The organism is Plantibacter sp. Leaf1, from assembly GCF_001421315.1.
Lineage (GTDB): Bacteria > Actinomycetota > Actinomycetes > Actinomycetales > Microbacteriaceae > Plantibacter.
In genome coordinates this window covers 16624-43012 of record NZ_LMJX01000002.1, presented here as the reverse complement: position 1 = coordinate 43012, position 26389 = coordinate 16624, and the positions used below count along the sequence as shown (strand labels likewise).

Genomic DNA, 26389 nt, shown 5'->3' with positions numbered 1-26389 from the left:
CGTCGATCGGTGGTGGGGTCAGGTCCGGTAGAGGACGGGCATCGACTCGAGGAGTTCGCGCGTGTAGGCGTCCTGCGGCCTCGTCATGACCTGCTCCCCCGTGCCCTCCTCGACGACGCGGCCGTTGCGCATCACCGCCACCCGATGCGCGACGTGGTGGACGACCGCGAGGTTGTGGGTGATGAAGAGGTAGGTGACGCCGGTCTCCTCCTGGAGTCGGACGAGCAGGTTGAGCACCTGGGCCTGGACGGACACGTCGAGAGCGGAGGTCGGCTCGTCCAGGACGACGAACTCCGGCTTCGCCGCCATGGCCCGGGCGATCGCGATGCGTTGCCGTTGTCCGCCGGAGAACTCGTGCGGGAACCGACCGGCGGCGTCTCCGGGCAGTCCGACCTGATGGAGCGACTCGACGACCCGTGCCCGACGCCCGGCCGCACCCATGCCCGCCGCCACGAGCGGTTCGGCGATGGACCGCGCCACGGTGAACCGAGGGTCGAGGGAGTCGTTGGGGTCCTGGAACACCATCTGCACCCGCCGACGGTGCGTGCGCAACGCGGACCCGCGGAGCCGCGAGACGTCCTCGCCGTCGAACTCGACACGGCCCGAACTGGGGCGGCGCATGAGCAGGATCGCGCGAGCGAGCGTGCTCTTCCCGGAGCCGGACTCGCCGACGAGGCCGAGGGTCTCGCCGCGACGCACCTCGAGGGACACGTCGTCGAGGGCGAGCGTGGCGTGCTCGCCGTGGCCGAACCGCTGCGTGACGCCGTCGACGCGGAGCAGGGTGTCGTTCATCGGACCCCCTCCAGGACCGCCGGGGCGTCGGCGAAGTCGTTGTCGGCGGGGATGACCGCCAGTGGTGACCGGACCGGGACCGACGGCCGCGGGATGCTCTCGAGGAGCGCCTTCGTGTACGGATGCCGTGGGTCGGCGAGGACCCGCTCGGCGCGGCCGGTCTCGACGATGCGCCCGCGGTACATCACGGCGACCCGTTCGCAGAGCTGTCCGATGACCCCGAGATCGTGGCTGATGAAGAGCACCCCCATCCCCGTCTCGTCGCGCAGGGTCCGGAGCAGCTCGAGGATCTGGGCCTGCACCGTCACGTCGAGGGCGGTCGTCGGCTCGTCGGCGACGAGCAGGGTCGGTCCGGCGGCCACCGCGATGGCGATCACGACTCGCTGGCGTTGACCGCCGGACAGTTGGTGGGGGTAGTAGCCGAGCCGACGTTCCGCGTCGGGCATCCGCACGAGGTGGAGGATCTCCAACGCCCGTGCCCTGGCCGTCCGCTTGTCGGCGACGCCGTGGATCCGGAGGACCTCGGCGATCTGCGCCCCGATCCGCATGCACGGGTTGAGGGCGGACATCGGCTCCTGGAACACCATCGAGGCGCGCGAACCGCGGAGCGCCGACCAGTCGCGTTCCGTGGCGCCCTGCATGTCGGTCCCCGCGACGTCGAGACGGGACGCCGTGACCGTCGCCGAGTCCGGCAGCAGCCCCATCATCGCGAGCGCGATGCTGGACTTGCCACTCCCGGACTCGCCGATCACCCCGACGATCTCCCCCGGGCCGACCCGCAGGGACACGTCCTGCACCGATGGCGCAGCGCCGCCGTAGGCGATGCTCAGCCCCTCCACGTGGAGGGCGTCGACGTCTCGATCCATGGGTCAGACCAGCTTTCGCTCGGGTGGTGCGGGAGGGGTGGGCGACGGGCGACGGACTACTGGCTCAGCCAGGCCTCGTCGAGCCGGTACCGGGAGTAGTACGCGTCGCTCTGGTAGTCGTGCAGCTTCGCGCTGTCCCAGACCTCGAAGTAGACGGGGACCGCGACCGGCACGATCTCCAGCACCTGCTCGGCCGCCTCTTCCGCCAGCTGGTCGACGAGCTTCGCGTACTCCGCCGGGTCCGAGGCGCTCTTCGCCTGCTGGAACAGTTCTCGTGCGGCGTCCGCCTCCGGGTTGCCCTCCCAGTGGTTGTACACGCCGCCGTCGACGAGGACGGGGTCATAGTAAAACAGCGACGCGGCGCGGGGGCTGCCCGGGATGGCGACGAGGTCCGTCCAGCTCTCACCGGTCGTGAAGACCGGAGCGATCTCCGACAGCGGCTTCGCGTCGAGCTTCAGGGTGATCCCCGCTTCGGCGAGCTGCTGCTGCATCATCTCGTAGACGGGGTGGTGCGACTGCGCGATGTCGCCCATGTAGCTGAGCGTGATGGTCGGGTTCGGCTGGCCGGCGTCGGCGAGGAGCTGCTTCGCCTGGTCGACGTCGCGCTCGTAGTAGGGCAGGCCTGCCGGGTCGAGGGCACCGGGGTCACCGGCCGGGGGCACGAACGAGAGCGCGGCGTAGCCGAGCATCGCCGTGTCGACGAGCGCCTGGCGGTCGAGGGACAGCGCGACGGCCCGACGGACGTCGATGTCGGCGAGCGGCCCGGTCTCCGGGTTGATGTAGATGGCGAGGTTCTGACGGTAGGAGGCCTCACCGAGGGTGAAGCCCGCCTGGACGGCCTGATCGGCGAGGCTGCCGTCGATGAAGTACGCGGCCTGGATGCTCCCCTGCTGCAGCGCGGCGAGGCGCGCGGACTCGTCGGGGATGAAGTCGAAGACGATCTCGTCCAGGTACGGCTTCGTGTCCTGCCAGGCGTTCTCGTTCTTCTCCATCGTGACGCTGACACCGTCGCTCCAGTCGGTCACCTGGAACGCGCCGGTCCCGAAGGTCGTCCGCTGCCGCTCGTCGGGCGTCGCAGCCCCGTACCCCTCCTCGCTCACGATGAAGAACGTCTGGCGGGCAGACACGGCGTCCAGGAACGTGCCGTCCGGTGCGCTGAACCGGAACGTGACCTGGGTGTCTCCGGTCTTCTCGATGCTCGAGACGTTCGCGAGGTACGTGCTCGCGGAGGTGGTCGCCTCCTTCATCAGATTGAAGGAATACACGACGTCGTCGGCGCTGAACGCACTGCCGTCGGCGAAGGTGACGTCGTCGCGCAGCTCGAACACCCAGGTGAGCTCGTCCGGCTGGGACCACTCGGTGGCGAGGGCGGGGACGACCTCACCGTCGTCGTCCTTCGCGAGGAGCGTGTCGTAGGCGACCGCGTTGATGACCTCGGCGGCGATCGCACTGGCGGCCATCGGGTCGAGACCGCCCGCGGACGGTTCGGCCGGGACGCCCCAGTGGAGGGTGCCGCCGGCGACGGGGTCGCCGCCCGTGTCGCCGGCGGGACCGGCCGGCGCACAGCCGCTGAGCGCGAGGGACGCCGCCACGATGGCGACCGTCCCCGCGAGGATGCGAGTCTTCATTGCTGCCTCTTCTCTGGAGCGTCGTCCGTGGACGCCGCGTCGATGGTGGTGCTGGATGACGTACCGTGCTGTGCTGCCGCGGCTGCCCGTCGCCGGCGTGGGCGACCGAGCGAGAAGGCGGGTTCCCGTCTCGGCGCGAAGTAGTCCTGCAGCCCGTCGGCGAGGAGGTTCCACGCCGCCGACAGCAGGATGATCACGAGGGAGGGGAGGATGATCAGCAGCGGCTGCACCTGCATGAACCGCGTGAACTCGCTGATCATGCGACCGGCCGATGGCTCGGGGGCCTGGACGCCCTGCCCGAGGTAGCTGAGGGCGGCCTCGATGAGGACCACCTGTGAGGCGACGGAGGCGAACTGCACGAACAGCGGCGTCAGCACGTTGGGCAACAGGTGTTCGGCGATCACCCGGTGTCCACGCACGCCGCTCAGCGTCGCCGCGAGGACGAAGTCCCGTTCGCGCAGGGCGATGACCGGGGCCCGCATGACGCGGGCGAAGCCCGGAGCGAAGACGAGCCCCAGCGCGATGATGAGCGGCCAGGGCCCGGTGCCGATGACGACCCCGACCACGAGGGCGACGAGGATCGCCGGCAGGGCGAGCGCCGCGTCCACGATCCGCATGATGATCGCGTCGACCCAGCCGCCGAGGTACCCGGCCACGAGCCCCAGTGTCGTCCCGATGACGGCGCCGAGCAGCGCGGCGGCCCCCGAGATGAGCAGGCTGGTCCGCGCGGCGAGCGCCAGCCGGGTGAGGTTGTCGCGGCCGAGGTTGTCGGTGCCGAGGAGATGGTCGAGGCTCGGCCCGGCGAGTGCCGGCCCGGACGCCGCGAACGGGTCGTGTGGCGGTGCGAGGGTCATCCAGGCGGCGAGCAGGAGGATGCCGACGAGGATGATGGATCCGCTCCAGAAGGCGGGGCCGAACCGGTTGCGGCGTCGGCGTCTGCCGGCGACCGCTGCGAGCGCGATGGCGCGGGTGACCGTCATGACGTGTGGACCCTCACTCGTGGGTCGATCAGCGGGTAGATGAGATCGACGATGAAGTTGATGAGCACGTAGACCGCGCCGATGAGCAGGACGGTCGCCTGGATGATCGGGTAGTCCGATGAGCGGATGCCGGTGAGGAGGAGCGAGCCCATCCCCGGGAGCGCGAACACGGTCTCGATGACGACCGTCCCGCCGACGAGCGCGGCGAGCTCGATCCCGATGACGGTCGTGACGGGGATGAGCGCGTTGCGCAGCGCATGTCGGCCGACCAGTCGGGACGGCGACGCCCCCTTGGCCCTGGCGGTCCGGACGAAGTCCTGGCCGAGCGTGTCGAGCAGGGTGCCGCGGGTGTACCGGGCGACGATCGCCGCCAGCACGAGCCCGATGAGCAGGGCGGGCAGGACGAGCACCCCCACGAGGCGTAACGGATCGCCGCTCGCGCCGGCCGTGCCGACGAGCGGGAGTCGCAGGGTGAGGGAGTTCACGAGGATGAGGACGGTTCCGAGGACGAACGGCGGGGTCGCGAGGAGCACGAAGGACAGCCCGCGGACGGTGTTGTCCGGTGCCCGACGCCACCGGGTCGCGGCGAGCACCCCGGCCGGGATGCCGAGCACCGTCCCGAACAGCGTCGCCATGACGGCGAGGGTGAGGCTGAATGGGAGGCGCTGGGCGATGAGGTTGGAGACCTCGTTCGGGACGGTGATGGCCCGGCCGAAGTCCCCCTGCAGCACGCCGAGCAGCCAGACGAGGTACTGGGTCAACCAGGGCCGGTCGAGGCCGAGTTCGGTGCGGAGGGCGTCGAGCGCCGCGGGGTCGGGGTTCGAGGGGTCCGCGAACGCCGACAGCGGGTCGCCCGGGATGACCCGCACCATCGAGAACACGAGGACGGAGAGGACGAACAGGACGAACAGCGACGACAGGATCCGTGAGACGAGGTATCGCGCCATGGGGATCAGCTCGCGGAGATCGGCATCGGTGAGACGCGGTCGGCACGGCGTGCCTGCGACGGGCGGAAGCTCGAGACGTCGTCGCTCGTCTCACCGTCGAGGGCGAGCTCCGCGAGGATCCGGCCGAACGCGGGCGTGAACTTGAATCCGTGCCCGGCGGCGAGGGCGACGATGACGTCGGGATGCTCGTCGAGCGGGCCGAGGACGAAGTTCCGGTCGGGGGTGAGCGCGTACTGACAGGTCACGGTGCGGAGTTCCGGTCCGGACGCCGGCACGAGGTCCGCCATGAAGTCGGCCAGCTGTCCGGTGAGCTCCGGCGACGGCACGAAGGTGCGCTCGGCCGGCGACATGCGGTTCTCCGAGACGTCACGGGCGGCCTTCACGGTCGGTTCGCCGAAGGTCGGGAACCCGTAGTAGCACTCCTCGTCCTCCCAGATCCACACCGGGAACCGCTCGCGGTCGAGCAGCTCGGCGTCCGATGGGCGGAAGTAGGTGACCTGCTCCTGCATGACGTCGAGCGGGATCGCCGCGCCGAGGGGTTCGAGGAGTTCGTTCGCCCAGGCGTCGGCGGCGAGGACGACCTTGCCGGCGCGGACGGTGCCGGCCGAGGTCTGCACGACGACGCCCTGTCCGTCCGGAATGAGGGCGTCGACCCGCGTGCGGTCGCGGATGTCGGCGCCGAGCGCCCGAGCTCGGAGCTGGAGCGTGGCCACGGTGCGGGCCGCATGGGCGATACCGGTGTCCGCGGTGTACACCGTCTCGACGTTCTCCGGGATCCGGAACTGCGGCCACCGTTCCTGCACCTCGGCGGGCGTCAGGAGTTCGTGCGGCACACCGCGCTCCTCGAGCGCCGCGGTGAAGTCGGAGGCGGAGTAGGGTCCGTCGACCGGGAGGAAGATGACGCCACCGGTGATGGTGAGCAGCCGTTCGCCCGACTCCTGCTCCAGGTCCGCCCAGTCACGGTAGGCCGACTGCGCGAGCCGCACATACTGGGGTGCGCCGTACGACGTCCGGACGATCCGCGAGGTGTCGTGGGAGGCACCGCGAACGTGTCCGAGCTCGAACTGTTCGAAGGCGACGACCTTCGCACCCCGCCTGGCGAGGTGGTAGGCGGCCGCACTGCCGAGGGCTCCCATGCCGACAACCGCGACGTCGAATGATTCCATCCGTGGTGCTCCCTCATGCTTGCCCGTTCGATTCAGGCAAGTGTGGTGGAGCAGGGAAATGCGTCCTATGGATCTTCGACCCATGTTTGCGGGCTGACGATGTGTCGGAACGACCGGCCGGCGGACCCGATCCGACCCGAAGGGCTCAGCTCGTCGGATGGGCCTCACGCAGGGAGCGTCGGAGGCGTTCGAGTCGGGCGGCCGCCTGCACCCGGAACCGGAACTCGCTGTCGTCCCAGTCGCCGACGAGGAGGGACCGGATGCGATCGAGCCGCTGCTGCACGGTGTTCGGGTGGATCCGGAGTCGTTTCGACACGGCGTGCCGGCTCTCACCGCCGTCGAAGTAGCAGGCCAGGGTGTCGAAGAGCGCGGTCCCACGACGTTCGTCCCACCCGAGCACCGGCCCGAGGAGCTCGTCGACGAAGCGGATCACCGAGGTCGGCTCCCCGGAGGAGAGCGCGTGGTACGGCGCGAGACCGGCTGAGGGGACCGTGGTGGCCTCGATGCCGAGCGGTCGCAGGAACCGCAGATCGGCGGCGGCTCGCTCGACCGCGGGCCCGAGGTCCGCCCGGCCGAGCAGCCCGGTACAGACCACCGCGGTGAGCGCCGGCTCGTGCAGCCGGTCGGCCAGCAGCCGCCGGACCCGCTCGGTGGCCTCGATCGCATCGTCGACCGCCCAGGCGATGATCACCCGATGGTCGCGTCGGGCGACGACGCCGTCATCGCCGACGGCACCGGCGGCGACGAACGCCGCATCGGCGACGTCCCGCTCCAACACGTCGATCACGGCGCACGCCCCGAGCGTCAGCGCGAGCAGAGCGGGCTCGACGTCCGCTGACGGCTCCGAGGCACCGCCGTCGACGACGGCCAGGAGCCAGTGCGCACGACGCTCGGCGCGCAGGGCGACCACGGCGTCGCGTTTGAAGGAGACCAGGGCGGCGACCTGGGCGGCCCGTTCCAGGGTGCGTCGGACGACCCGGTCGGCGGGATCGGGTCCGTCCTCCGCGAGGATGGACCCGAGCACCCGGTCGGCGCCCACGATCGCCACGACGAGCCACGCGCGATCCCGAGCCTCGACCGCTTCGGCGTGCCCGCTCACCTGACTCCGGGCGACCGCGTCGCGGAGCACGGTGCGGCTCGGCAGCTCCCCCGTGCCGTCGAGCAGTCGTGCCTGGTCGTCGAGCACCCACACCCGCCGACCGATCCGGCGCGACACGGTGGCGACGAGGTCCACGACGGTCCCGCCCGACATCGCCGCCGAGGTGAGCTCCTCGTGGATACCGCTCGCCAGCTCCGTGGCGGCGAGGTGTCGCTCCAGTTCGCGATACGCCTCCTCGGCGCGCACGACGGCCGCAGCGCGTTCGGCGAGCGCCCGTGCGGTGTGCAGGACCGCCGCGGCGTGGTCGGCGAACGCGGAGAGCAGGAGGACGTCGTCCGGGGTGTAGTCGTAGCCGAAGCGGTTGCACGCGAACAACGCACCGAGCACCTCGTCACCGACCGCGAGCGGGACGCCGAGGAACGACACGAGTCCTTCGGCCCGGACGGCGGCATCGATGCGGTCGTCGTGCCCGGCCTCGGTCATCGTCTCGTACCGTGCGACCCAGGCGGGTTCCCGCGTGCCGGCGACCAGGCTGGCGAGTCCCACCCCGGCGGGCACCGCGAGGTCCCGGAACCCCGGGGTCACCGTGCCGACGGAGTGCCGGACGCGGAGGTCGCCCCTGGTGTTCTCGACCTCGGAGAGGTACGTGACGTCGGTGCCCATGAGCTGATGGGCCCGTTCCACGAGACGGCCGAGGACCTCGTCGACGTCCTGGAGGCGGACCAGCTCGCGAGCGGTGGAGAAGAGCGCCTCGAGCTCGCTCGCCCGACGGCGCTGCCGTGCACCCCGTACCTGTGCTTCGCGGACGGACTCGACCACGGCCTCGGCGTCGGCCCCGTCGAGTCCCGCCCGGCTGAGGAGATCCTCGACGCCGGCGCCCGGGCGTCCCGGCTCCGCGCGGGAGGCGGCGAGGAGGTCGAGCGCGAACGTCGCGGTCGCCGAGGAGGGCTCGACGTCCGCGCGGACGTCGTCGGAAGCGGTCGGGGGACGCATGAGGCCTCCATCAGCGTGGGGCGGACCGCGTCCACCTCGAGCAGGGTGGCCTCAGTCTAGGACGCCCGTGAGGGGAAGACCGGTGGCGTGCGCGCGGCGAACGCCGCCAGGCCGGCCCGTGCGTCGTCGCTCGTGAACGCGGCCTGTCCGAGCACCGCCTCACGGTGGAAGGCCTCCTCCAGCGGCAACGCGGACAGCTCCCGCACCGCGCGTTTGACCGTGGCGAGCGCGGTGCCGCTCCGCGCGAGGAGCTCGTCCGCGAGGCGGTGCGCGGTGTCCGTCAGCTCGGCGGCCGGGACCACCTGGTTGACGATGCCGTACCGGGCGGCCGTCGCAGCGTCGATCCGCCCGCCGCGCAGCATGAGGTCCATAGCGAAGGCGTACGGGATCTGGCGCACCAACCGGCTGAGGGTGCCTCCTGCAGGCACCACACCGATCCCCGTCTCGGGCAGCGCGAACGTCGCGTGGTCGGCAGCGACACGGATGTCGGTGGACAGCAGGATCTCGAACCCGCCTCCGAGGCAGAGGCCGTTGACCGCCCCGATGACCGGTTTGTCGAGGGTGGTGTGCTTCTGGTGGGCGGCGTCCCACTCGCTGATGTCGAATCGCCCCTCGGCCAGCGCGGGGATCGACTCCCCGAGGTCTGCGCCGACGCAGAACGCCCGCTCCCCCGCACCCGTCAGGATCGCGACGCCGATCCGGGGATCGTCGCGGACCTCGGCGAACGCCGCGCCGAGCTGGTCGTACATAGCGAGGGTCAGCGCGTTGAGCTTGTCCGGGCGATCGATGGTGATGACGGCCGTCGCTCCGGAGCGGTCGAGGCGGACGCCGTCCATCAGATGGTCCCGGCGGAGCGGAGCTCGTCGATGGCTGCTTGATCGTAGTCGAGCAGCTCCCGGAGGACCGCGGCCGTGTGGGCCCCGGTCGCCGGCGCCCGGCCGGTCGTCCGCGGTGGGGTTCCCTGCAGCTTGACGGGGGAACCGAACGTCCGGAGCGGGCCGAAGCCCGGGTAGGCGGTCTCGACGACCATGTCCCTGGCGACGATCTGCGGGTCGGCTACCACCTCGCCGATGTCCTTGACGGCACTGAGCGGGACGAGGTCCCCGGCGAGCGCCTCCAGTTCCGCCTTCGTGCGATCCGCGAACCAGCGCTCGATGATCGGACGGACCGCCCGCTCGTAGACCTCCTCGTCGAACCGGTCCGCCATCGCCTGGAGGTCCGGATGGGCCTCGTACTCGTCCGGACCGCCGAACAGCTCGCAGGACAGCTTCCAGAACTTGTCGGTGTACCCGCCGAAGAAAACGAAGCCGTCCCGGCAGGGGAACGCCTCGTACGGGCGCACGAACGGGTGGGCGTTGCCGAGCGGGGTCGGCATCGTGCCCTCGGTCGTATACGCCACGACGGCGTTCTCGGTCAGGGTGAGCACCGAGTCCTGCTGCGAGATGTCGACGAGCTGCCCGTCCCCGGTGCTCTCGGCGTGCCGGAGTGCAGCGAGGACGCCGATGGTGCCGTAGAGACTGGCCGCGAGGTCGCCGATGATCGTGCCGACCCGTGTCGGTGGGCCACCGGCCGGCCCGTTCATCGACCAGAGACCTCCGGTCGCCTGGGCGCTGTTGTCGTAGGCCGGTCGACCACGGGACGGTCCGGTCTGGCCGTATCCGCTGAGCGCGGCGTAGACGAGGCGCGGGTTGACCTCTCGGAGCCGCTCGTACCCGAGCCCGAGCCGGTCCATCGTGCCCGGTCGGAAGTTCTCGACGAGGACGTCGGCCCTGGCCACCAGATGTTCGAGGAGCGCGGCGCCGGACGGGTGCCGGAGGTTGGCCGTGACACCCAACTTGTTGCGGTTGTACTGTGCGAAGAACCCGCTGAGCGCCGGGTCCTCGACCGGCTGCCCGTCGGCGTCGTCCGCAGCCGGCAGCAACGGCGGGAACGTGCGGGTGTAGTCGGGTTCGTCCGGGTGTTCGACCTTGATCACCGTGGCTCCGAGGTCCGCGAGGACCATCGAGCAGTACGGCCCGGCGACGACCCGGGTCACGTCGACCACGACGACCCCGGCGAGCGAACCGCGTTCCGTGTCGAACCCGCCGAGGTCGGCGAGCCGGACCCGCAGATCCTCGTCGATCATCGGGTGCCACCCGACGTCGGGACGGTGGTCTGTGGTCGCCTGCGCATGTCACTCCGCTCTGCACCGCGGAACGGTCCCGCCGGTGCGTGGCGATCCTGTCACCGCGGACGAGGGCATCGACATGTCCTCCGGCACCACAACCGACGCCTGCGCGACGGTCGCGGCACATGCCGCGCGCCTACCGCCCGCGACGTCCGGAGAACAACGCGTGGAGCAGTGGCAGGGCGGAGACCGACATGAAGACGGTGCCGAGCACGGCGTCGTCGATCCGGAGGACGGTGCCGGCCACGAGCAGGGCGGCGAACAGCACCGCCGAGACGACCCTGCCCGTCGTGCGATCGAGTCGTGCGATCCGCTGCTCCAACCGCGGGTTGGTGACGGCGACGGAGCCGTCCTCGACCCGCGTGATGACCGCGTCGAGACGCTTCGGCAGTCGGGCCGCGACCGTCGCGATCTCGAGCGCCTCCCGGCCGAGGTCCTGGACGACGTTGCCGCGTTCGTCGCGCAGGAGCTGCGCCGCGTACGGCTCGACGGAGTCCCACAGGTTGAACTGGGGATCGAGCGAACTGCAGACGCCCGAGGTGAGCGAGATGGCACGGATGATGAGCAGGAAGTTCTCCGGCAGCTGGAACGGCAGCGCCCGCACGACCTCGCTGAACTGGTTGCCGAAGTCGCGGAACTCCTTCGGGTCGACGTCGCGGAGCTCGGCGAACCCCATGCCGCCGAACCGCCCGAAGAGGGCCGTCATCGCGCGCTCCAGCTCGGTCGTGTCCGCCGAGGGCAGGAGGACCCCGAGGTCGCGGATCGCGCCGACGAGTCCCTTGCCGTCGCGGGAGGCGGCGGCGATGAGGAGCTTCCGCAGGCCGCGCCGCGTCGTCGGCGGGACCTCGCCCATCATGCCGAAGTCGATGAACGTCAGTTTCCAGGAGCGCTCACCCGGGGCGGCGGAGATCGGCGTGACGAAGATGTTGCCGGGGTGCGGATCGGCGTGGAAGAACCCGTTGGTGAACAGCTGGTCGAACATGACCGCCGCGAACACCGGGGCCACCTCGGCCGGATCGATCCCGGCGGCCAGGAGCGCCTCGGTGTCGGTGATCTTGATCGCGGTGACGTCCTCGAGCGTCAGCACGCGTTGCGAGGTCCGTTCCCACACGACGGCGGGGACGCCCACGCGGTCGTCACCGGCGAAGTCGGCGGCGAAGCGTTCGGAACTGGCGGCCTCGTGGAGGTAGTCGATCTCCTCCAGGCTCGTCGCGGCGAACTCCTCGACGAGCGCAGGCATGTCGACGCGGTCCGAGACGAGGCGGACGCGCCGGAGCCATCCGCCGACCTTCCGCAGCGCGGCGAGGTCGACGGCGACGATCCGGTCGATACCGGGACGCTGCACCTTGAGCACGACGGCGTCGAGGCCGGAGTCCGCCGCAAGCGAGGGGACGAGATGTGCGCGGTGGGCCTGGCCGAGGGAGGCGGCGGCCACCGCCCGTTCGTCGATGGTGGAGAACACCTGCGACAGGGGCACACGGAGCTCCGACTCGGCGAGCGCGCGGATCTCCGGGAACGCGACCGGCGGCACCTCGTCCTGCAGGCCTTCGAGCTCCTTGGTGATCTCCGGCGGCAGGACGTCGAGCCGGGACGACATGAACTGCCCGACCTTGATCATGAGTCCGCCGAGATCGACGGCGAGCACGTGGAAGCGGCGGGCGAACCGCTGCATCCGGCGCGTGCGGGTGCGCTCGGTCAGCTTGATGAGCCCGAAGCGCGGCAGCACGATCTCGAACCACCATGCGTTGGCCAGATGCCAGCTCGCGAACCTGAGGATGCGGCGGTACCGCGCGCGCCCGTCGGCGGGCGGGCCGGTGTGGACACCGGCCCGCACGACGCCTGGGACGTCGCCGAAACGGGACGCTGAATCGCTGGGCGTCCCGCCGGTCGACGACACCCGGTCAGTCCTGGGCGAGGATCGCGTAGAGGCGCTTGCGAGCTTCGTCGAGGACCGCGACGGCCTGCTGGACCTGCTCGGGCGAACCGGTCCGGCCGACCTGCGCGGCAGCCTGGGCCAGCTCGACGCCGGCCTTCGGCAGCGCGGTGATGCCGGGGTGCTCGGACGACTCACCGGTCTGCCACGGAGCGGTCGCTCCGGACTCGGCGACCTCGTCGCGGCCGGCCTCGGTCAGGGCGTAGGTCTTCCGACCGCCCGACTCCTCGGCCGTGATGATGCCCTCGTCGGAGAGCAGCTGCAGGGTCGGGTAGACCGAGCCGGCGCTCGGCTTCCAGGAGCCGCCACTGCGCTCGTCGATCTCGCGGATGATCTGGTAGCCGTGCATCGGCTGCTCGGCCAGCAGGGCCAGCACGGCGGAGCGGACGTCGCCGCGGCCCGCGCGCGATCCGGCGCTCTTCTCGAACTTGGAACGCAGCTGTTCCATCATCTGCCACATGTTCTCGGTACCGAAGCCGGCTCCGCTGCCGAATCCGCCACCGTTCCCGAATCCTGCGCCACCGAATCCTGCGCCACCGCTTGGGAATCCACCCATGATTGCTCTCCTTCGTAGTTCGTGAACGATGCTCAACGATATATCGGTGAAGCTGTGAACGATATGTGTAGTCGCAAGAAAACAGGATGGCGTAACCTCGGCCACATGAGCGCTTGGACGACAGCAGACATCCCCGACCAGCACGGCCGCACCGTGATCGTGACCGGCGCGAACAGCGGGATCGGGGCCGTCACGGCTCGGGAACTCGCCGCGCACGGCGCAACCGTCATCCTCGCCTGCCGCGACATCGAGAAGGGTGCGCGGGCCGCGTCGACGATGACGGGCGATGTCGAGGTGCGCCGGCTCGACCTCGCCGACCTCGCATCGATCCGCCGCTTCGCCGAGGGCGTCGATGGGGTCGACGTGCTCGTGAACAACGCCGGGGTCATGGCGGTGCCCGAGCGCCGCACGGCCGACGGCTTCGAGATGCAGATCGGTACCAACTTCCTCGGCCCCTTCGCGCTCACCGGCCTGCTGTTGGACCGCATCACGACGCGGGTCGTGACCCTGTCGAGCGCCGCCCACCGGGCCGGCACGATCGACCTGGCCGATCTCAACTGGCGGAGCCGGAGGTACCGACGCTGGGCCGCCTACGGCCAGTCGAAACTCGCCGACCTCATGTTCTCGGCCGAGCTGCAGCGACGCCTCACGGCGAACGGCTCCCCCGTGCTGTCCGTCGCGGCGCACCCCGGCTTCGCGTCGACCGAACTCCAGTCCCACACCGAGTCCGCGCAGGGACCGCTCCTCGGCTGGGGAACGCGACTCCTCGGCCAGAGCGCCGAGATGGGCGCGCTCCCGACGCTCTACGCGGCGGTGTCGCCCGACGTCGAACCGGGCGGCTACTACGGACCAACCGGCTTCGGTGAGATGCGCGGCGATCCGAAGCCCGTCGGCCGGAGCTCGGCGGCGCGCGACGAACACGTCGCCGCCGAACTCTGGTCCACGGCGGAGGCACTCACCGGCGTGACCTTCGCCTGATCGGCGCCGGACGCCAGACCGCTAGGCGGGCAGGCTCTCCTCGATCGCCGCGATGACCTCGGGAGCATCGGGTTCGGTCGTCGGACGGAAGCGGTGCACGGTGCCGTCGGGGGCGATGAGGAACTTCTCGAAGTTCCACTTGACGTTGCCGGCTTTGCCGTTGGCGTCGGCGGTCTTCACGAGCTCCTGGTAGAGCGGGTGACGGTTCCGGCCGTTGACCTTCACCTTGTCCATCATCGGGAAGGTGACACCCCAGGTGGCCGAGCAGTATTCGGCGATCTTCTCGTTGTCGCCGAGCTCCTGCAGGAACTGGTTGCTCGGGAAGCCGATCACGGTGAAGCCGCGGTCGGCGTACTCCTTCTGGAGGGCCTCGAGCTTCTCGTACTGCGGGGCGAGACCACAGCGGCTGGCGACGTTGACGACGAGTTTCGCCTTGCCGTCCCACTCCGCCAGGGTGGTGTCGCGGCCGTCGAGGGTGGTGACGGGGATGGTGTCCAGATCGGTCATGGTGCGGTGCCTCTCATCAGCGGGTCGGCTTCGTCCACAGGCGTCGTGAGGCGCGTGCGTGCCTCCTCGAACGCTACTCGCCCTCGAGGCGCCCGGCGTCCTTTCGTCAGTGCGTTCTCAGCCGACAGCCGTTGACAGGGCTCTCCCTCCGGTGGATCGTGAGTGCAGCAGATCGGAGCAGGACATGGGGCGCATCCACATCGACCTCTTCATGACCCTCGACGGCGTCGCTCAGGCGCCGGGTGGGCCCGAGGAGGATCCCAGCGGCGGGTTCCCGTTCGGCGGGTGGCAGGCGCCGCTCATCGACGAGGTCGACGGTCAGCAGATCGATGCCGGCATGGTCGGCATGGACGCCCTCCTCCTCGGACGACGGACCTACGACATCTTCGCCGGGTACTGGCCGCAGCAGGAAGGCGGTCAGGACGACGGCATCGCCAGGCTCTTCAACCGCCTGCCGAAGGTCGTCGCGTCGCGTGAGCCGCGGGACCTGGCGTGGGCGAACTCGACACAGCTCGGACCCGACCTCCCGAAGGCCGTTCGGGACCTGCGCGAGCGTCACGCGCAGATCCACGTCATCGGCAGTCTCGATCTCGTGCAGACCCTCTTCGCGGAGGCCCTGTTCGATCAGCTGAACCTCTGGGTGTATCCGATCACGCTCGGCACGGGCAAGCGCGTCTTCGCCGACGGGACGGTGCCGTCGTCGTTGCGGCTGCTGGGACCGGCGACCACCTCGCCCGCCGGCACCGTCCACCTCCGCTATGAGCGCGTGGACGGCGCACCGGCGACCGGCGACATGGGTGACCCTCGATGAGCGGGTCTGACGACGCGTCCGCATCCCGCCCGTCCGCTGACGCCCGCTTCGACACGGTCGTCGTGGGCGCGGGTGTCGCCGGCCTCGTCGCCGCACGGCTCCTCGCGGCCGCCGGTCGGACGGTCGTCGTGCTCGAGGCGCGGGACCGGGTCGGCGGGCGCGTGTCGACCGAGCGCCGCGACGGCCTGGTGACCGATCTCGGTGCGTCGTGGGTGCACGGGGTGACGGACAGTGCCGTCGCTGCGGCGGCCGAGGCGTTCGGGATGCGGACGGTGGAATTCACCGTCGGCGGCTACCAACCAGACAGCCGGCCGATCACCTACTACGGTCCCGACGGCGAGCGCCTGTCGGACGCCGACGCTCGCGGCTTCGCCGAGGACGTCCACGCGCTCGACGCGAGCCTGCTCGGGGTGGTCGCCGAGTCCGCTCCTGACGCCTCGTATCGCGACGTGACCGAGGCGGCACTCGCCCTGCAGGCGTGGGACACCGAGCGGGTGCAGCGGGTCCGCGAGTACCTGGAGCATCGTTCGGAGGAGCAGTACGGCGCGTGGATCGAGGACCTCGCGGCGCACGGCCTCGACGACGATGCGATCGACGGTGACGAGGTCGTGTTCCCCGACGGCTACGACGTGCTCCCCCGACGGCTGTCCGAGGGGCTCGACGTGCGCCTGGAGCACGTGGTGACGAGCGTCCGGTGGTCCGCGGACGGCGTCGAGGTCGCTGCCCAGGGGCCGACGGGCGGGCTGGTGCTGCACGCGGGCTCGGCGGTGGTGACGGTGCCGGTCGGTGTGTTGCAGTCGGAGGCGTTCACGATCGATCCCCCGCTGCCGGAGCCGGTGGCAGGTGCGCTCTCCCGGTTGCGGATGAACGCGTTCGAGAAGGTGTTCCTCCGGTTCGAGCGGCGGTTCTGGGACGAGGACGTCTACGCCGTCAGGCAGCAGGGGCCGGAGAGTCGTCGCTGGCACTCCTGGTACGACCTGACGTCGGCGCACGGCTCCCCCGCACTCCTCACCTTCGCCGCCGGCCCGACGGCCGTGGAGATCCGCGGCTGGGAGGACTCGCGCGTCGTGGAGTCGATCCTCGAGCAGCTGCGGCGCCTCTACGGCGAGCGCGTCGAGGAACCAACGGAGGTGCACATCACCCGCTGGCACGAGGACCCCTTCACGCGTGGGTCCTATGCCTACATGACCGTCGGCTCGACGACCGAGGACCACGACGCCCTCGCGACCCCGGTCGGCGGTGTCCTGCACCTCGCCGGTGAGGCGACGTGGACGGACGACCCGGCGACGGTGTCGGCCGCCCTGCACTCCGGGCATCGCGCCGCCGAGCGGGTCCTCGGCCAGGCCATCCCCATCGACACCCTCTGGCGCGACGACAGCGCAGTACCGGTCGCCGCCCAGGCCTGAGAGCAACGACGAGTGCGCTCCCATGCGCGCCGACAGAGAGGAAGCGCCTGATGCGATTCATGATGTTCGTCCTCGCGGACCCCGTGCCCGACGACCCGACCGATGACGCCGACGTCGACCGCTGGGTCCAGGAGCTGGACTCGACTGGCCGGCGTCTCCTCGGGGATGTGCTCGATCCGAGTGAGGCGCGCGGCGTCCGTGTCCGCGCCGGCGAGCGGCTCGTCACCAACGGCCCGATCCCGGGCGCGACCGACACCCTCTGGGGCTTCGACATCCTCGACTGCGCCGACCTCGACGAGGCGCTCGACATCGCCGCCCGCCACCCGATGGCTCGCAACGGCCGCCTGGAGCTGCGTCCCTTCCCGGGCGCGTAGGAAGCCGACGGGCTGAGCGGACACCCGGGCGGAGGATCCCCCAGCACGTCGTCGTGCTCGCTCCCCTCGGCGCACGGCGGGATCGCCGAGCGTGCAGTCCTTCGATCAGGCGCGGAGTGGTTTCAGAGCGCCCGCCCACGCCTCGAGCTGGTCGAAGAGCACCCCGGCGGCCTCGGTGTGCTGCGGCCCGGGCGTGAAGGTGCTGAAGTCCTCGAAGTCGGCGAAGAGCGAGAAGCTCAGCTGCTGCCGCACATCCGCGATCTGCAGTTCGGCGCTGATGCCGCGAAGGTGCTCGATCGCGCGCGCGCCGCCGAGGCTGCCCCATGCCACGAACCCGGCGGCCTTGTTGTTCCACTCGGCGTACAGGTAGTCGATGGCGTTCTTCAGGACAGCGGACGTGGAGTGGTTGTACTCGGGCGTGACGAAGACGAATCCGTCGTAGGGCGCGATCGTCGCCGCCCAGGCCTTCGTGTGCTCGTTCTCGTACGCGCCGAACGACGGCGGCGTCGGCTCGTCGAGGAGGGGCAGGGGGTGGTCGAGCAGGTCGATGAGCTCGTAGCTGGCGCTCCGACCGGCGGCCTGCTCGACGACCCAATCGGCGACGGCCTTGCCGTTGCGGCCCGGGCGGGTGCTGCCGAGGATGATGGCGATACGGAGGTCTGACATGGGGTGCTCTCCTTCGATGTGCGTGCCTGTCCCGCGAGTCACGGGACGTGGTGGTGCCTGGCTCGCACTGTAGCCCGGTGCGGCCGCCGGCGTCGTCGACGGGACAGGGGTTGCCTTCGGGCGCGGGGGCGTGCTCGTGTCGGCGCTGCCGTGGCCGGGCTCGCTGACGAGTGGCGCTGAGCATCAGCCCCTCGACGTCCACCGCACGCTAGTCGGCGACTGGTGGTGCCGTGTCAGCACCGCGCGCGATGCGGAGCATCCGCGTCGCTGTCGCGTGGAGGAGGTTTCTGAGGTCTTCAGGTTCGTCGACGATCACCGCGTGATCTCCCAGCCCGGCGATCACCGCTGGAAGCCAGTCGAGGCGTTTGGCTCGGATCGAAAGCCGATGCCAGCCGGGTGCGTCCTCGATCGACTCCACCATGGCCACGCTCTCTGGGAGGTGGGCCCGAATCTGCGGGACGGTCGCCTGGATGCGCAACCGGATGTGCCATCGGTAGTCCGCCCCCGCGAAGCGGTCGACGAGTCGAGGACGCTCCGCTCGGGATACCGGGGTCGAGAGCACGCCGGGCAGCGTCCGCGCGGATCGGATCCGGTCGACACGGAAGGTGCGGTCCTCCGCTCGCTCGACGTCGAACGCATCCAAGTACCAGCGACCGGAATGGACGAGCAGGTCGAGTGGATGCACCGTGCGGCGCGAAGGCGTTTCCTCCACGTCGCGGTAGCGCAACTCCAGCGGACGCCGCGAGCGAAGTGCGTCGGAGACGGTGAGCAGGATGCCGGCATCAGGTACGTCGAGGCGCGACTGGTTCAACGCTGCGGCGTCGATGACCGCTTCGATGCGCTCTAGGGATGCGGCGGGGAGGGAACGCCGGATCTTCGCGAGAGCGATCTGCGCCGCGACATCCGGGGAGCCGGAGGTCGACTGGGCTTCGCTCAAGCCGAGGAAGACGGCGACCGCCTCCTCGTCAGTGAGCATCAGCGGCGACACTCCGCGTCCGCCGGCCAGGCGGTACCCGCCGTAGCGGCCGCGCACCGACTCGATCGGCACCTCCATGTCCACGAGACGCTGCACGGTGCGGCGCACGGTGCGCTCATCGACGCCCAACCGCTCGGCCAGTTCAGGCACGGTGCGGATCTCCGCCGACTGGAGCAACTCGAGGAGCTGCAGCGCGCGAGAGGTCGACGAGCCCGATCGTGCCATGACCTCAGAATACCGGGCAATTTCTGCCCGGTATTGCTTCTATCGTCGGGACGGCCGCCGCACGAGCGGCAACCACACCGAACCAAGGAGACTTCATGCGACTCGCAGCCACCCGGATCATCACCGACGACGTGGACCGCATGGTTGCGTTCTACGAACGAGTCACCGGTGTGACCGCGGCACGCTTGCATCCGCTCTTCGCCGAGGTGCGCACCGACACCGGCACCCTCGCGATCGCCAGTTCGGCGACCATTCCGCTGCTGGGTGAGAACGCCGCCGCGCCCCGTGCCAATCGGTCCGTCATCCTCGACCTGCTCGTCGACGACGTCGATGCGATCTACGCGACGCTGCAGGGCGTCGTGGAGACGTTCGTGAACGAGCCGACGGACATGCCGTGGGGCAACCGGTCGCTCCTGTTCCGTGACCCCGACGGCAACCTCGTGAACGTCTTCACGCCGATCACCGCTGACGCAGGTGAACGCGTCGCATCGTGAACCTGCAGCCGCGGCCTACGTCGGGATGACGCTCGGGATGAGTCGCGGCGCGGGAGGGAGCGGTCCGTGCCGGTCGGACGCACGCAGTCCGTCGATCACGAGTGCGGCGTAGCGTCGCGCGGCTCGGACGCGCTCCGTCTCCGTCGTCCTCGAGAGTCCGCGAGCCGCGAGCAGGATCACGAGGAAGTCGTCGAGGACGAAGTCCGCGCGCAGCGCACCGGCGTCGATGGCACGACGAGCGACGGCGGTGATCGCGCGCACGGCCTGTTCACGCTGGGTCCGGAAGTCGACGGCATCGGGGTAGGCGGCGAGGAACGCGTCCGTGAACCCCTGGTTCCGAGCGTTGAGGACCAAAACCTCCTCGATGATGCTGCGGAATCCACGCCAGGGGTCGACGTCCGCGAGGGCGTCGACCACAATCGAGCGGCAGTCGCCGAGCTCGTTCTCGAAGGCGGCTCTGACGAGATCGGCTTTGGTCGGGAACCGCCGGTAGAGGGTGGCCGGCCCGACACCGGCTCGTCGGGCGATCTCTCGCATCGTCACGTGGAGACCGTCGGTCCCGAACAGCTCGCGGGCTGCCGCGAGGACGCGGTCACGGTTCTCCTGCGCGTCGGAACGCAGGTTCTGAGGCAGTGTCGCGGACATGTGTCTCACATTACTCAAGTGGACGGGTGCGTCCATTACGTTTCGGGAGGCGGGTCAGATCCCCCGCCGCGAAACGGAGTGCACCCATGCGCGCAGTGATCATCCGGACCTTCGGCGACCCGAGTGGGATGGAGGTGACGGACCTGCCCGTCCCCACGCCCGGGGTCGGCGAGGTCCTCGTTCGAACGGAGGCCGTCGGCGTCGGCGGGGTCGACGTCGTGATCCGCCGGGGCGGCATCGCCGAAGCCGCGCGGGACTCGGGGATGATCCCGGGGAGTGAAGCCGCCGGCGTCATCACCGCGACCGGGCCTGACGTCGACCCCGCATGGCTCGGTCGACGGGTCTGGGCGTTCACGGGGACCTCGGGCGCGTACGCCGAGTACGTGATCGCGCGCGCTGACGAGATCGTCGAGCTGCCGTCCGACCTGACGTCTGTCCAGGCGGTCACGCTGGGCAGTGCGTTCCCGGTCGCGCACTTCGCGCTCGAACGCGCTCGCCTGGCCCAGGGCGAATCCGTCCTCGTGCGCGGGGCCGCCGGGAGTATCGGCCTGGCCGGCGTCGAGCTGGCCGCTCGTGCCGGCGCCGGCGTCATCGCCGTCACCGCCTCGTCTTCCGAACGCGGGGGACGTCTGCGGGCGTTCGGTGCAACCCACGTGCTCGACCGCTCCGGCGCAGGCGATGTGGACGCCCCGGCGGAGTTCGACGTCATCCTCGACATCGTCGGCGGTCCCCATCTCCCGGGGTTCATCGAGCGGCTCTCGCCGAACGGCCGCCTGATCGCCGTGGGCGTGGTGGGCGGGTTCCCGCCCGCCGACTTCGGCACGGCTCTCCTGGCCGGATTCCGCCGATCGATCACCTTCGGGACCCTGAGCCTCGACACCGTGCCGCACGCGGAACTCGCCCGGGTGCGAGCCGAGGTGTTCGATGACGCCGTCCGAGGCGCGCTCTCGCCGGTGGTCCACGACACCCTGCCGCTGAGCGACGCAGCCGAGGCGCACCGTCTCATGGACGCCGGGGACGTATTCGGGCGCGTCGTGCTCGTCCCCTGAGTCGGCTGACGTGGCAGGCACCGATCCGCCACCGCTACAGCCAGACGGATGCCAGCCAGACCTCGATCGCGGCGAGCACCAGCAGGACGACGTTCAGTCCGAGGACGCGGACCTCGCCGCGACGCAGGTGCACGGTGATGCCACCGACCTGCACGAGGACGAGGCCGACCGCGGCCGCGACGGTCAGCCAGGCGAGGACGCCCACGATCGGTGGCAGGATCAGGCCGACCACGCCCAGGATCTCGAGGGCGCCGACCACGCGAACGGCCGAGAGCGGCATGGTGTCGACCCAGGCCATCATGGGGCGCAGCTGCTCCGCCGAGCGGACGAGCTTCATGCCGCCCGAGTACAGGTACAGGACCGCGAGCAGTCCTGCGACGATCCAATAGGCGATGACCATGTGCAACCTCCGAGTGCGTGTGTGCGTCGATGGTTACGATAGGTAACCAAAGCAAGTGTGGACCGGATCGGACCGGCGTACAAAAGGCACACGCGTGTGACCGAGTCGCGAGAGGTGCCATGTTCCGCTACGCAAGGCTGTGTTCCGTCCGAGGCGATCAGGGCAAAGCCATCCGCTCCCTCCTCGACCGCATCGCCGACAAGTGGGCACTTCTCCTCATCGCGACACTCCACGACGGCCCATTCCGATTCACCGAGCTCGAGCAGCGCATCCCGGGCATCTCCCGACGCATGCTCACCCTCACCCTGCGGAACCTGGAACGCGACGGACTCATCACCCGCACCGCTTTCGCCGAGGTGCCACCGCGGGTCGAGTACGAGCTGACAGACCTCGCCGAATCACTGATTCCCCATGCGGTGGCGCTCGCCGAGTGGGCCGGCGAGCACGTCCCGACGATCGAAGCGAATCGGAACGCGTACGACGAGCGCTTCTGACCGTTGCCGCCCTGCCACCAACGAAAAAGTCCCGGAAACCAGACGGTTTCCGGGACTTCATGGTCGGGCTGACAGGATTTGAACCTGCGACCCCTTGACCCCCAGTCAAGTGCGCTACCAAGCTGCGCCACAGCCCGATGCCATCTCCGCTGAGCGGAGAAGACAACTCGAACAGTCTAGCGGATCCGGCGACCACCTCGTGACACGTCTCCGACGGTCGTGCCGGCGACCGAGCGCACCGCCGTCACGACACACGGGAGGTCTCCCCTGCCCACCCTCGAACGGGGCACGCTACCGTGACTCGTCCGCACCCGCGCGACAGGATGAGCCGGCCATTGCGGCCGCCCGACGAAGGACCATCATGCGCTACAGCCACTACTGGAAAGAGGTCCGCGTCGCGGCACTCACCGCCCTGCCCGTCGCGATCGTCTCGGGCATCGTGCAGGTCAGCCGGAACACGCCGATCGACGACGCCATCATCGGCGGCGCCATCACCTTCGTCGCGCTGTCACTGCTCATCCCCGTCGTGCGCCACTGGCTGCACCCCGAGTCCCGCGGCTGACCACCGGCGCTCGCCCGCCGGCAGCCGCTATTCGGCCTTTCGGGCGTCGACGAGCTGATCGCGCACCTTGCGGCGCAGCACCTTGCCGATGAGCGACGTGGGCAGCTCGTCGAGCTGCACGACCCGCTTCGGCACCTTGTACGCCGTCAGACGGGTACGGCAGTAGTCGCGCAGCGATCCGGCGTCGAACACCGTCCCGGCGCGCATGACGACCGCAGCCGTCACATCTTCGCCACCGGAGTCGCGCGGCAGTCCGACCACCGCGGCCGACTCGACGTCCGGGTGCGACAGCAGCGTCTCCTCCACCTCGGAGGGGCTCACGTTGAACCCGCCGGTGATGATGAGCTCCTTCACCCGGTCGATGACGGTCACGAAACCGTCCGCCGACACCGTCACGATGTCGCCGGTCCGCAACCAGCCACCTTCGAGCAGCGCTTCGCGGGTTTCATCGGCGCGGCCCCAGTAGCCCTGGAACACCTGCGGGCCACGGAGCAGCAACTCGCCGGCCTCCCCCGCCGGGCGGTCGACGTCCGGGTGCTCGGGATCGACGACGCGGATCTCGGTGCTCGGGAACGGCACACCCACGGTGCCCGGCCGACGCGACGGACCGATCGGGTTGCCGAGCGCGACCGGCGACGACTCCGTCATTCCATAGCCCTCGACGAGCAGCCCACCGGTCGCCTCTTCCCACCGCGTGACCGTCGACACCGGCAGGCTCATCGCTCCGGAGATCGCGAACCGCACACTCGTCAGGTCGACACCCTTCCGGGTCGAAGCACGCGACAACGCGTCGTAGATCGGCGGCACCGCCGGCAGGAACGTCGGCGGCGACTTCTTAGCCGCCGTGAGCACCAGTTCCAGATCGAACTTCGGGAAGAGCACGAGCCGCGCACCGATGCTCATCGCGAACGTCAGGCACAGCGTCATCCCGTACGCGTGGAACAGGGGCAGGACGCCGTAGAAGATCTCCTCGCCCTCGCTCAGCCCGGGCACCCAGGCGCGCCCCTGGGCGGCGTTCGCCCGCAGGTTCCGATGCGTCAGGATGGCGCCCTTCGGCGCTCCGGTCGTCCCGCTCGTGTACTGCAGGAGTGCGGTGTCGTCGAGCGTCGGCCGCACGACCCGCTTCGACAGCTTGCGGCCGCCGATCAGCCGCTCCCACGGGAGCACGTGCTTCGCCGACGGAGTTGCGGTCATCGCCGCTCGCGACTCGCGCGCACGCTTCACGGGCAGCCGCAGCGCCAGGCGCTTCGACAGCGGCAGGGCCTGGGTGATGTCGACGGAGACGATCCGGCCGCGCATGACGTCCGCCGGCAGGTCTGCCACGAGGTCGTAGACCTTGTCCCACACGATCGCGACGTGCGCTCCGTGGTCTTCGAACTGGTGACGCAGCTCACGAGCCGTGTACAGCGGGTTGTGCTCGATGACCGTCGCACCGAGCCGCAAGGCGGCATAGAAGGCGACGACGTGCTGCGGACAGTTCGGCAGCACGAGCGCCACGCGGTCGCCCGGCTTCACGCCGAGCTTCCGGAGGCCTTCAGCCGCTCGCGCGACCTGCTCACCGAGCTCGCTGTAGCTCGTCTCGGCCCCGAAGAACTCGAGGGCGATGCGATCGCCGAACCGCTTCACCGAGGTGTCGAGCAGGTCCACGAGCGTCTCGGTGACCTCGTCGATGTCGGCCGGCACGCCGCTCGCGTACGAGGACAGCCACGGCCGCTCGGCCAGACGCTGACGCTGGGCCTCGCCGGCCTCGGTCGGCTCCGACGACGCTTCGCCCTCGCGCTGCTCGGGTGTCTTTCCTCGATGGTCCACGCTGATCCTCCAGACGAGCCGTGCACACCGCACGCATCATCCCAGGATAGGCGGACCCGTATGCTCCACCGGGGATGCGACCGGACCGCTTGACAACCGCAGATCCGCATCCGGTTCAGGGGTCAGACGGTGCGGTCGAGCCGATCGGTCAACCAAGCCGCGCCACGTGTCGTCGCACCTAGTCGCTCGACCCGCTCGCGGAGTCCGCGATCCGAGGTCACCACCACGACGGCCCCCTGGAGCCCGCCGACGACGTCGACGATCGCGTCGTCGCCGCTCCCCGCCGCATCGACGACCGAGACGCCCGCGCGCGATGACGGACCGGCCCCGGCTGCAGTGGCGTCCGGCCGAGCGCCACGAGCCTGGCCCTCGACCACGGCGACGTATGCCGGCCACCACCGGTCGAAGTCCAGCCCGAGGGCGGACGCGTCGACACCGTCATGGGCGAGGCCGACCAGGCGAGAGACGAACCCCTGCGCGGCGCCCGCGCGGTCCTTCCACCACCCGTTCGGCTGCGAGCCGACGACGTTGGCGACGTCGACGACGATGGTGACCCGGCGGTCGAGCTGCGCCCGGAGCTCAGGCCAGGAGTCGGCGAAGCCGGGGTGCAGCGGCAAGGTCTCGACCTCCGCCACCGGCACCCAGGCGAGCGCGATGCTCTCGGGGTCGGAGACGACCGGTTCGAAGGGTGCGACCGCCTCGACGATCACCGTCGTGTACGACCAGAACCCGAGATCCAGTACGGAGGCGAACCGGAGCTCGATCGAGTCCGCCGGCACCCCGGCCTCCTCGTTCGACTCCCGGACGGCACCGTCGACGGCGTCCTCGAACTGGTGACGCGCACCACCCGGGATGCCCCAGGTTCCGCCGAAGTGACTCCATCCGGCTCGATGCTGCAGCAACACCCCGCGCACGGGGTCGTGCACCAAGAGACCCGCGGCTCCGAATCGGCCCCAGAACTTGCGGCCGTCTCCGGATTCGACCCAGGCATCGCCCGCGTCGCGCACGGGGTCGCTCGGCGGATGCGTGTCGGTCATGCTTCAAGCCTGTCACGAAACCCCGTGCCGTACGCCCGCTGTGCACAAACTCTCCACCACCTGATGGAGTATGTTATATCTTGAATATCAGCACATCGGACGCAGTCGCGCCCTCCCCACCGATTCACGCGAAGGACCACCATGGACGCACGTCAACGCAGGACGCGGGCTCGCCTCGCCAAAACGATCCTGGAACTCGCCGCCAAGCGCCCCACCAGCGAGATGTCCGTCTCCGAGATCGCAGCCCGCGCCGGCATCAACCGGTCGACCTTCTACCAACACGCAGCGGCACCGTGCGAGCTGCTCGAGTCGGTACTGGCCGAGGAACTGACGGAGCTGAGCGTCACCCACCTGGCCACGGTGTCGGCTGACGACGCACCCGCCGCGATCGCGCGCCTCACCGTGGCGACCCTCCGCCACATCGACGACCGCGCCGACATCTACCGGGTCGGGCTGGACGACGACGTCATCGGAGCGAGCCTGCAACCGATGCTCAACCGGATCTTCACCGCCACGATCCTGGACATCTTCGACCGCGGAGCGATCAGCCTCCCGCACGAGGAGTCCCTCAGCCCCGAACAGCGCGACGTCTTCATCCGCTCGGCGGCCAACTTCGTGTCGGCCGGGTTCGTCGGCGCGTCCCGCGTGTGGCTCGACACCCCGGGGCCACGCGACATCGAAGGGTTCCTACAGCTGACCGGCGAACTGCTGCCGAGCTGGTGGCCGTTCGACGCGGACGCCGAGTCGGTGCTCGCCCCTGCGGTCGAGGTCACCCCGCAACACCTCTGAGCGCGTGCTCCGGCACGGCGAAGGCCCGGGATCGCTCATC

27 protein-coding genes and 1 tRNA gene are annotated in these 26389 nt (G+C 70.1%); 9 read left to right on the top strand and 19 right to left on the bottom strand.

Annotated elements, in window-relative coordinates; genetic code table 11:
- Positions 1–18: 18 nt before the first annotated feature.
- The 11 genes from ASE44_RS02460 to ASE44_RS02410 form a co-directional block, all read right to left on the bottom strand.
- Positions 19–792 (bottom strand): ATP-binding cassette domain-containing protein, encoded by a 774-nt coding sequence (locus ASE44_RS02460; protein WP_056777198.1) that lies wholly within the window; start codon positions 790–792, stop codon positions 19–21.
- Positions 789–1658: an ABC transporter ATP-binding protein gene (locus tag ASE44_RS02455; protein WP_056777195.1), complete on the bottom strand. Its 870-nt coding sequence runs from the start codon at positions 1656–1658 to the stop codon at positions 789–791. Before ASE44_RS02455 ends, ASE44_RS02460 begins: the two co-directional genes overlap by 4 nt.
- A 56-nt stretch (positions 1659–1714) precedes the next feature.
- Entirely contained in the window at positions 1715–3286 is a 1572-nt protein-coding gene (locus ASE44_RS02450; protein WP_056777194.1) for an ABC transporter substrate-binding protein, read from the bottom strand.
- Complete coding sequence (locus ASE44_RS02445) at positions 3283–4266, bottom strand: ABC transporter permease (RefSeq protein ID WP_056777191.1); 984 nt, start codon at positions 4264–4266, stop codon at positions 3283–3285. The genes ASE44_RS02450 and ASE44_RS02445 overlap by 4 nt, the downstream gene beginning before the upstream one ends.
- Positions 4263–5213, bottom strand: a complete 951-nt coding sequence (locus ASE44_RS02440) for an ABC transporter permease (RefSeq protein ID WP_056777189.1) — start codon at positions 5211–5213, stop codon at positions 4263–4265. The genes ASE44_RS02445 and ASE44_RS02440 overlap by 4 nt, the downstream gene beginning before the upstream one ends.
- 5 nt (positions 5214–5218) lie before the next feature.
- A complete protein-coding gene (gene solA, locus ASE44_RS02435; RefSeq protein WP_056777187.1) occupies positions 5219–6379 on the bottom strand; it encodes an N-methyl-L-tryptophan oxidase in 1161 nt (386 codons plus the stop codon).
- A gap of 145 nt (positions 6380–6524) precedes the next feature.
- Positions 6525–8471 carry a helix-turn-helix domain-containing protein gene (locus ASE44_RS02430; protein ID WP_056777185.1) on the bottom strand — a complete coding sequence of 649 codons (1947 nt, stop codon included), beginning with the start codon at positions 8469–8471 and terminating at the stop codon, positions 6525–6527.
- Positions 8472–8527: 56 nt separating this feature from the next.
- Positions 8528–9307, bottom strand: a complete 780-nt coding sequence (locus ASE44_RS02425) for an enoyl-CoA hydratase/isomerase family protein (protein ID WP_056777183.1) — start codon at positions 9305–9307, stop codon at positions 8528–8530.
- On the bottom strand, positions 9307–10596 hold the full coding sequence (locus ASE44_RS02420) for a CaiB/BaiF CoA-transferase family protein (RefSeq protein WP_056005211.1): 1290 nt from the start codon (positions 10594–10596) through the stop codon (positions 9307–9309). The genes ASE44_RS02425 and ASE44_RS02420 overlap by 1 nt, the downstream gene beginning before the upstream one ends.
- Before the next feature lie 178 nt (positions 10597–10774).
- Positions 10775–12472 carry an AarF/ABC1/UbiB kinase family protein gene (locus ASE44_RS02415; protein ID WP_056011104.1) on the bottom strand — a complete coding sequence of 566 codons (1698 nt, stop codon included), beginning with the start codon at positions 12470–12472 and terminating at the stop codon, positions 10775–10777.
- Between the two features lie 67 nt (positions 12473–12539).
- Positions 12540–13031 carry a PadR family transcriptional regulator gene (locus ASE44_RS02410; protein ID WP_056011101.1) on the bottom strand — a complete coding sequence of 164 codons (492 nt, stop codon included), beginning with the start codon at positions 13029–13031 and terminating at the stop codon, positions 12540–12542.
- 201 nt (positions 13032–13232) lie between these two features.
- Between ASE44_RS02410 and ASE44_RS02405 the strand changes: the two genes are divergently transcribed.
- Positions 13233–14105 (top strand): oxidoreductase, encoded by an 873-nt coding sequence (locus tag ASE44_RS02405; protein ID WP_056777180.1) that lies wholly within the window; start codon positions 13233–13235, stop codon positions 14103–14105.
- A gap of 21 nt (positions 14106–14126) precedes the next feature.
- Here ASE44_RS02405 and ASE44_RS02400 read toward each other — a convergent pair whose 3' ends face one another.
- On the bottom strand, positions 14127–14612 hold the full coding sequence (locus ASE44_RS02400) for a glutathione peroxidase (protein WP_056005205.1): 486 nt from the start codon (positions 14610–14612) through the stop codon (positions 14127–14129).
- 184 nt (positions 14613–14796) lie between these two features.
- On the opposite strand from ASE44_RS02400, the gene ASE44_RS02395 reads away from it, so the two are divergent.
- The 3 genes from ASE44_RS02395 to ASE44_RS02385 are packed head-to-tail and all read left to right on the top strand — an operon-like array spanning position 14797 to position 17203.
- Positions 14797–15423, top strand: coding sequence for a dihydrofolate reductase family protein (locus tag ASE44_RS02395; protein ID WP_056777176.1), 627 nt, complete (start codon positions 14797–14799; stop codon positions 15421–15423).
- Positions 15420–16829, top strand: coding sequence for an NAD(P)/FAD-dependent oxidoreductase (locus ASE44_RS02390; RefSeq protein ID WP_056777174.1), 1410 nt, complete (start codon positions 15420–15422; stop codon positions 16827–16829). The genes ASE44_RS02395 and ASE44_RS02390 overlap by 4 nt, the downstream gene beginning before the upstream one ends.
- 50 nt (positions 16830–16879) lie before the next feature.
- Positions 16880–17203, top strand: a complete 324-nt coding sequence (locus tag ASE44_RS02385; RefSeq protein ID WP_056777171.1) for a YciI family protein — start codon at positions 16880–16882, stop codon at positions 17201–17203.
- A 105-nt stretch (positions 17204–17308) separates the two neighbouring features.
- Here the strand turns inward: ASE44_RS02385 and ASE44_RS02380 are convergent, their stop codons facing one another.
- Positions 17309–17869: an NADPH-dependent FMN reductase gene (locus ASE44_RS02380; protein WP_056005194.1), complete on the bottom strand. Its 561-nt coding sequence runs from the start codon at positions 17867–17869 to the stop codon at positions 17309–17311.
- Positions 17870–18077: 208 nt separating this feature from the next.
- Complete coding sequence (locus ASE44_RS02375) at positions 18078–19070, bottom strand: YafY family protein (RefSeq protein WP_056777168.1); 993 nt, start codon at positions 19068–19070, stop codon at positions 18078–18080.
- Between the two features lie 95 nt (positions 19071–19165).
- On the opposite strand from ASE44_RS02375, the gene ASE44_RS02370 reads away from it, so the two are divergent.
- Positions 19166–19564, top strand: a complete 399-nt coding sequence (locus ASE44_RS02370; RefSeq protein WP_056005188.1) for a VOC family protein — start codon at positions 19166–19168, stop codon at positions 19562–19564.
- A gap of 15 nt (positions 19565–19579) precedes the next feature.
- Here the strand turns inward: ASE44_RS02370 and ASE44_RS02365 are convergent, their stop codons facing one another.
- On the bottom strand, positions 19580–20209 hold the full coding sequence (locus ASE44_RS02365) for a TetR/AcrR family transcriptional regulator (RefSeq protein WP_157579772.1): 630 nt from the start codon (positions 20207–20209) through the stop codon (positions 19580–19582).
- An 86-nt stretch (positions 20210–20295) separates the two neighbouring features.
- Here ASE44_RS02365 and ASE44_RS02360 point away from each other — a divergent pair, with 86 nt between their 5' ends.
- A complete protein-coding gene (locus ASE44_RS02360; protein WP_056777166.1) occupies positions 20296–21258 on the top strand; it encodes a zinc-binding dehydrogenase in 963 nt (320 codons plus the stop codon).
- Positions 21259–21292: 34 nt separating this feature from the next.
- Here the strand turns inward: ASE44_RS02360 and ASE44_RS02355 are convergent, their stop codons facing one another.
- Complete coding sequence (locus ASE44_RS02355; protein ID WP_056777162.1) at positions 21293–21658, bottom strand: DoxX family protein; 366 nt, start codon at positions 21656–21658, stop codon at positions 21293–21295.
- A gap of 119 nt (positions 21659–21777) precedes the next feature.
- On the opposite strand from ASE44_RS02355, the gene ASE44_RS02350 reads away from it, so the two are divergent.
- Positions 21778–22152 carry a helix-turn-helix domain-containing protein gene (locus ASE44_RS02350; protein ID WP_056005179.1) on the top strand — a complete coding sequence of 125 codons (375 nt, stop codon included), beginning with the start codon at positions 21778–21780 and terminating at the stop codon, positions 22150–22152.
- A gap of 60 nt (positions 22153–22212) precedes the next feature.
- Here ASE44_RS02350 and ASE44_RS02345 read toward each other — a convergent pair.
- Positions 22213–22289: transfer RNA gene (locus tag ASE44_RS02345), tRNA-Pro, on the bottom strand.
- Between the two features lie 224 nt (positions 22290–22513).
- On the opposite strand from ASE44_RS02345, the gene ASE44_RS02340 reads away from it, so the two are divergent.
- Positions 22514–22714, top strand: a complete 201-nt coding sequence (locus ASE44_RS02340) for a hypothetical protein (RefSeq protein ID WP_056005177.1) — start codon at positions 22514–22516, stop codon at positions 22712–22714.
- Between the two features lie 27 nt (positions 22715–22741).
- On the opposite strand, the gene ASE44_RS02335 is transcribed toward ASE44_RS02340, so the two are convergent.
- Together ASE44_RS02335 and ASE44_RS02330 are read right to left on the bottom strand one after the other, a co-directional pair.
- Positions 22742–24436 (bottom strand): long-chain-fatty-acid--CoA ligase, encoded by a 1695-nt coding sequence (locus ASE44_RS02335; RefSeq protein ID WP_056780771.1) that lies wholly within the window; start codon positions 24434–24436, stop codon positions 22742–22744.
- 209 nt (positions 24437–24645) lie between these two features.
- Positions 24646–25560 carry an NUDIX domain-containing protein gene (locus ASE44_RS02330; protein ID WP_056777159.1) on the bottom strand — a complete coding sequence of 305 codons (915 nt, stop codon included), beginning with the start codon at positions 25558–25560 and terminating at the stop codon, positions 24646–24648.
- Between the two features lie 141 nt (positions 25561–25701).
- Here ASE44_RS02330 and ASE44_RS02325 point away from each other — a divergent pair, with 141 nt between their 5' ends.
- Positions 25702–26349, top strand: coding sequence for a TetR/AcrR family transcriptional regulator (locus tag ASE44_RS02325; RefSeq protein WP_056005171.1), 648 nt, complete (start codon positions 25702–25704; stop codon positions 26347–26349).
- Positions 26350–26389 lie beyond the last annotated feature (40 nt).

Bases quoted from the DNA above. Each gene is read 5' to 3' on its own strand.
- ASE44_RS02340 (WP_056005177.1), top strand. From the start codon at position 22,514: ATGCGCTACAGCCACTACTGGAAAGAGGTCCGCGTCGCGGCACTCACC.
- ASE44_RS02395 (WP_056777176.1), top strand. From the start codon at position 14,797: ATGGGGCGCATCCACATCGACCTCTTCATGACCCTCGACGGCGTCGCT.
- ASE44_RS02420 (WP_056005211.1), bottom strand. From the start codon at position 10,596: ATGATCGACGAGGATCTGCGGGTCCGGCTCGCCGACCTCGGCGGGTTC.
- ASE44_RS02350 (WP_056005179.1), top strand. From the start codon at position 21,778: ATGTTCCGCTACGCAAGGCTGTGTTCCGTCCGAGGCGATCAGGGCAAA.
- ASE44_RS02445 (WP_056777191.1), bottom strand. From the start codon at position 4,266: ATGACGGTCACCCGCGCCATCGCGCTCGCAGCGGTCGCCGGCAGACGC.
- ASE44_RS02460 (WP_056777198.1), bottom strand. From the start codon at position 792: ATGAACGACACCCTGCTCCGCGTCGACGGCGTCACGCAGCGGTTCGGC.
- ASE44_RS02450 (WP_056777194.1), bottom strand. From the start codon at position 3,286: ATGAAGACTCGCATCCTCGCGGGGACGGTCGCCATCGTGGCGGCGTCC.
- ASE44_RS02400 (WP_056005205.1), bottom strand. From the start codon at position 14,612: ATGACCGATCTGGACACCATCCCCGTCACCACCCTCGACGGCCGCGAC.
- ASE44_RS02455 (WP_056777195.1), bottom strand. From the start codon at position 1,658: ATGGATCGAGACGTCGACGCCCTCCACGTGGAGGGGCTGAGCATCGCC.
- ASE44_RS02375 (WP_056777168.1), bottom strand. From the start codon at position 19,070: ATGGCACGATCGGGCTCGTCGACCTCTCGCGCGCTGCAGCTCCTCGAG.
- ASE44_RS02410 (WP_056011101.1), bottom strand. From the start codon at position 13,031: ATGTGGCAGATGATGGAACAGCTGCGTTCCAAGTTCGAGAAGAGCGCC.
- ASE44_RS02380 (WP_056005194.1), bottom strand. From the start codon at position 17,869: ATGTCAGACCTCCGTATCGCCATCATCCTCGGCAGCACCCGCCCGGGC.
- ASE44_RS02370 (WP_056005188.1), top strand. From the start codon at position 19,166: ATGCGACTCGCAGCCACCCGGATCATCACCGACGACGTGGACCGCATG.
- ASE44_RS02330 (WP_056777159.1), bottom strand. From the start codon at position 25,560: ATGACCGACACGCATCCGCCGAGCGACCCCGTGCGCGACGCGGGCGAT.
- ASE44_RS02385 (WP_056777171.1), top strand. From the start codon at position 16,880: ATGCGATTCATGATGTTCGTCCTCGCGGACCCCGTGCCCGACGACCCG.
- ASE44_RS02365 (WP_157579772.1), bottom strand. From the start codon at position 20,209: ATGTCCGCGACACTGCCTCAGAACCTGCGTTCCGACGCGCAGGAGAAC.
- ASE44_RS02440 (WP_056777189.1), bottom strand. From the start codon at position 5,213: ATGGCGCGATACCTCGTCTCACGGATCCTGTCGTCGCTGTTCGTCCTG.
- ASE44_RS02390 (WP_056777174.1), top strand. From the start codon at position 15,420: ATGAGCGGGTCTGACGACGCGTCCGCATCCCGCCCGTCCGCTGACGCC.
- ASE44_RS02425 (WP_056777183.1), bottom strand. From the start codon at position 9,307: ATGGACGGCGTCCGCCTCGACCGCTCCGGAGCGACGGCCGTCATCACC.
- solA (WP_056777187.1), bottom strand. From the start codon at position 6,379: ATGGAATCATTCGACGTCGCGGTTGTCGGCATGGGAGCCCTCGGCAGT.
- ASE44_RS02325 (WP_056005171.1), top strand. From the start codon at position 25,702: ATGGACGCACGTCAACGCAGGACGCGGGCTCGCCTCGCCAAAACGATC.
- ASE44_RS02430 (WP_056777185.1), bottom strand. From the start codon at position 8,471: ATGCGTCCCCCGACCGCTTCCGACGACGTCCGCGCGGACGTCGAGCCC.
- ASE44_RS02405 (WP_056777180.1), top strand. From the start codon at position 13,233: ATGAGCGCTTGGACGACAGCAGACATCCCCGACCAGCACGGCCGCACC.
- ASE44_RS02360 (WP_056777166.1), top strand. From the start codon at position 20,296: ATGCGCGCAGTGATCATCCGGACCTTCGGCGACCCGAGTGGGATGGAG.
- ASE44_RS02355 (WP_056777162.1), bottom strand. From the start codon at position 21,658: ATGGTCATCGCCTATTGGATCGTCGCAGGACTGCTCGCGGTCCTGTAC.